The 4,235-nt window shown below is 56.8% G+C and carries 5 protein-coding genes and 1 pseudogene; 1 reads left to right on the top strand and 5 read right to left on the bottom strand.

Features of this window, described 5'->3' with window-relative positions; all coding sequences use genetic code 11:
• Window positions 1–16: 16 nt before the first annotated feature.
• From AO388_RS29440 to AO388_RS23035, 4 genes and pseudogenes are all read right to left on the bottom strand, one after another.
• Window positions 17–514, bottom strand: coding sequence for a hypothetical protein (locus tag AO388_RS29440; protein WP_177343140.1), 498 nt, complete (start codon window positions 512–514; stop codon window positions 17–19).
• Window positions 511–1,530 (bottom strand): tyrosine-type recombinase/integrase, encoded by a 1,020-nt coding sequence (locus AO388_RS23045; RefSeq protein WP_058417222.1) that lies wholly within the window; start codon window positions 1,528–1,530, stop codon window positions 511–513. Before AO388_RS23045 ends, AO388_RS29440 begins: the two co-directional genes overlap by 4 nt.
• Window positions 1,531–1,597: 67 nt before the next feature.
• A pseudogene (locus AO388_RS23040) lies at window positions 1,598–1,840 on the bottom strand (Y-family DNA polymerase); the annotation flags it as partial.
• The gene (locus tag AO388_RS23035; RefSeq protein WP_032661965.1) at window positions 1,827–2,258 is read right to left on the bottom strand and encodes a LexA family protein; all 432 of its coding nucleotides are present in this window, start codon (window positions 2,256–2,258) and stop codon (window positions 1,827–1,829) included. The pseudogene AO388_RS23040 and the gene AO388_RS23035, both read right to left, overlap by 14 nt.
• A 121-nt stretch (window positions 2,259–2,379) precedes the next feature.
• Here AO388_RS23035 and AO388_RS23030 point away from each other — a divergent pair, with 121 nt between their 5' ends.
• Complete coding sequence (locus AO388_RS23030) at window positions 2,380–3,069, top strand: SOS response-associated peptidase family protein (protein ID WP_058417220.1); 690 nt, start codon at window positions 2,380–2,382, stop codon at window positions 3,067–3,069.
• Between the two features lie 28 nt (window positions 3,070–3,097).
• Here the strand turns inward: AO388_RS23030 and AO388_RS23025 are convergent.
• On the bottom strand, window positions 3,098–4,235 hold a 1,138-nt coding region (locus AO388_RS23025; protein ID WP_058417219.1), incomplete at its 5' end, for an SGNH/GDSL hydrolase family protein.

The raw sequence follows: 4,235 nt of genomic DNA, 5'->3' as shown, positions 1-4,235 counted from the left end.
GGCTGGTTGAAGGAACTTAGTGTGCCAAGGGTGGGGACAGTTGGCTATTTTTGCAGCGCCTCCTTAAACGAGTGAGCTCATCCTTGAATATCTCGTGCCCGAAAATGAATGATGCATAAATCGCAGATTGACGAAATTTGGTAATGCGTTGAAGGTTATGGAAACCGCCCAGGTGGTAAGCAACTGCCGCTCGGTACGGACGAGACCCTGCTCGGGTGTTGAGTAAGTCGAGCCATTGCATATCTGACCAGCCCCAATAGGGCATGCCTGTTTTACTGACCTGCCATAGAATGGCAGACACCGACGGGGCTGCCATACGATCAGACACACCGCTAAACGCGACAAGGTGAATCAGGGGATTTACAAGATCAGGCATTATCGATTGCAGATAGGGCCAATTAGAACGGTGGAGATGATTTGAAAGCACGGCCTGCTCAAAATCGGTCAGCACCTCTTGTCGCGTATACCGACCGGAATCAAACGCTACATAATCCGGTGCTAATACAAGGCTCATGAGGATGACTGCGACGTAAAGAGTTCACCAAACATTCGGGCATCCAGACTGCCGACTGATTGGGCCATTTTTGCGGTCAGGTCCGCGCCGGATAAGTGTAGATACATCAAGGTAGTCTTGGGGTCACGATGTCCCGCATAGGCCGTAAGTTCATGGAGCTTCCAACCTGCACGAGCCAAATGCGTCAGCCGCAAGTGACGGAAAGTATGCGTGCTCAGACAGGTAAGGTCTGACTTCCTGGCCCAAGCCTCTACCGTTTTACTCCAAGTCCAGCGGGTCAGCCCCGCGCCACGGTTGCGGTCTGAATCGGAGCGAAACAGCGGGCCCTTTGTCCATCCGTCCCGATTAAGCTGTTGAAGGTGGGTCATCAAGACGGGGGCAATGGATGGGCTGTAGCACACCACGCGGCTGCGTCGTCCCTTGGTCGTTTCAGCCCGTACCGAGATCAGTCGATGCGCCATATCCAAGTCTTCGACTCTCAAGGCCACCAATTCTGCACGCCGCAGAGCCCCGCAATAAGCCAGCGAGAGCATCAATCGGTCGCGCACCGACGCGCTGGCTGCGATGCTCAGGAAATGCCGCCATTGCTCGTCGTTGAGGAGGTTGGGTAATTTGACCAGACTAGGTACTAGGCCCTTGGCAAAGCCCGCGTGAGCCGGTGGGTGGAGCAGACGTGTGTGCTGTCCGCGCGGTACAGGGTTTTGCTGACAGCGATCCTCAAAGACCAAATGGTCGTACCATAAGCGGATGGCGGTGAGGCGTTGGTGCAAGGTGGCATTCGCCACCGCACTGGCTTGACCGGGTAGAAGTTGGCGGATGTAGAGCGTAATCTGCTCGAAGGTCACGGCTTCAGCGTCCCACCCAGCCGTTTCGCAATAGCGCAGGTAATGCGCCAGACCACGGGCATACGCATCGAGAGTAGCAGGTGCACGGCTCAGGTTACCGAGCAGTTGCAGCCACTCTCCAACACTGGGGTAGCGGTTTAAAATCGCTGCGTAGGACGGGCTGGAAGTCATGGGTGTCTCCCCAGAGCGCCGAAGGATTCAGCCTAGCTCAAGAAAAAGCATTCCACCTAACTTACTACAGGGCGTAATTGCTGCTGAAGGCAATCACGCCGTTATGACGCAAAACGTCCTTGATCTGAAAGTACGGTGCGCCCATCTTCACAAACGGTTTTGCGTCATAGCTCCTGGCGATAACACATCCGTCGTTGTTACTGAGCACTACGATGGGAGTCCTTGCCAGGTCGGGACGGAAAGCTCGCTCGCAGCTCGCATAAAAACAGTTGCAGTCGATCAGCGCGAAGACATTCTCATGACCGGCCATGATCGCGCACGCTGTAACGAACTACTCCCAGGATGGACAGCTCATCGCCTTCCATGATGTGTCGAGGTGCGAAATGCGGATTTTCTGACTGAAGAATAACGACCTCATTACGCATGTGCAGCCGCTTGCAAACGGCCTCTGCGTTGAGCGCAGCAACGACGATATCACCATGCTCGGCCTCAAGGCTTCGATCTACGATCGCAAGATCACCACTATGGATGCCCGCCCCCTGCATGCTTTCACCCAAGACAGTGACCAGGTAAACATGCGGCGCCCGGATGCTGAAAAGCTCATCGAGCGAAATATGCTTCTCGATGTGGTCTGCTGCCGGCGAGGGGAAACCTGCTGATACCAACGATGAGAACCATGGGAGCTTCGCCCCCTCTTCTGCCAGGGTGCCGAGGTAAGTGACATTCATGATGTTCGCCGTTTTTCGTGGGTGAGTGATTTACTGTATACATATACAGTTAACTCTTTGCCCTTACCGTGGTCAATCGTAGAGACGGGCATTTTCGACGAGTGACATTACGGGTGACATCATGTGCGGACGCTACTCGATCTATGAATCCATGGACCATTATCTAAAAGAGCTTGCACCAGAGCAGCTGGTTATCAATGGCTATGACCTCTGGCCCATTGAGCGTTACAACGTTGCTCCGACGACTCGTGTTGAGATCATCCGACCAACGGAGACCGGCCTGAGTGTCGACAAGGTTCGCTGGGGATGGGCTCCGTTCTGGGCCCAGGGGAAACGTCCGGCCCCCATAAATGCACGCGTCGAAACGGTGATGACGGGAAGGTTCTTCAAAGAGTTGTGGCCGCACGGCCGTGCTCTTGCACCTGCAAATGGCTGGTTTGAATGGGTCAAGGATCCTGATGACCCCAAGAAAAAGCAGCCTTACTTCATCCGACTTAAAAGCCAAAAGCCGATGTTTTTCGCAGCGCTCGCGCAAGTTCATGCTGGGCTGCAACCTCACGAAGGCGACGGGTTCGTGATTATTACTGCGGCCAGCGATCAGGGAATGGTCGACATACACGACCGGCGCCCGTTGGTCCTCAGCCCCGAACTGGCGCGCGAGTGGACAGCCCCGTCCACTGCCCCATCGCGCGCCGCCGAGATAGCTCGGGAATGCTGTACTCCAGTCGACGAGTTTGAGTGGTATACGGTTGGCAAGGCCGTGGGTAACGTCCGGAACCAAGGGGCAGAACTGATAGAGGAAGTCGAATAAATTCATACGCCCAAGGCAGCCCAGGCATTTAAACCTTGCGTATCCCGAACTGAGCGGCCTTGACCGTCGAGTCCTGCGACACACCTGCAGCCAGGTACAGGCCCATGCGTGAGGTGATCACGGTTTCGCTCATGTCAATCGTGCCGCGCTGTGTTTCCAACGCCCCGGAAAAGCTGGCCGGCATAGTGAACGGCTCTTGGTACTTGTCCATTGACCGATAGTAGAACGTGGACGACGCGCCGTTGACCGTCTTGGTGATGGTCAACTCAGCCTCCCAAGCCAGAATGCCCCGCGACGAACCCATGATTTCCACCGCCGACACCATTTCGATAACGTCGCCGGCTGCCAGGTTGTTCTGTACCACGTTGGCCGTGGGCTGCATGTATATGTAGCCGCCCGCCGCCGCCATGTTGCCACGCAGCTCGATGCACTGCGCCTCACCATAGGTGGCAGGCTCCTTGTACCACCGCGTGGTGATCCCGGTCAGGCCAGAGCCAACGGCTTTGTAGCCGTCCGCCAGCACTGACCCGGCCACAGCATTCACGCCAGCAGGCAGAGAACCACCGGTGCCCGCCAACAGCGGGTTGGCATTGAGGCAACCGAACGGTCGGATGGCCGAGTAAACGTCGCCAGCGTCAGTGGGCAGCGGAATGCCGGGGAATTCGAAGTGGGCGGTGATTATCGGCGCCACCCGCGAATTGATGAACTCGGCACCCAGGAGATTCGGGTGCAGGCCTTCCACTGTCATGGCCTCGGTGAAGCCGTCCCAGATGTTCACCACCAGCACGAACTGGCTGACATAGTTCAACACCCAGTCTTTGTAGGCGATCGCATCGGCCAGCGCCTGCCCGGTCAGAGCCCTGCTACCGAAGCGCGGCGTACCAGTGCCGACGATCAGGTACTTACCGGGCGTGTTCATGAACGCGGTGACGATCTTCATCACATTGGCTTTCGTGTCGGCCAGGCTCATACCTGCCGTGGTGCTGTCGTTGGTGCGTGACAGCAGCAGCCACAGGTCGGCAGTGGACGATGCAATGCAGGCCGGAAGCCTGGCCAGAAACTGCCCGGTGTGGTCCCCGAGCTTGCCCTGGTTGTCGACGTAGCTCGGGAACAGGCCGGTACGCGCCGCGATCCAGCCCGCATAGCCATAGGCCTCGGTGCCAAAC

Origin of the sequence: Pseudomonas sp. ICMP 10191 (assembly GCF_001467335.1) — a bacterium.
In the GTDB taxonomy this organism is placed as follows: domain Bacteria; phylum Pseudomonadota; class Gammaproteobacteria; order Pseudomonadales; family Pseudomonadaceae; genus Aquipseudomonas; species Aquipseudomonas cerasi.
The sequence above is the reverse complement of the archived record's forward strand: the minus strand, read 5'-3'. Positions and strand labels throughout refer to the sequence as shown.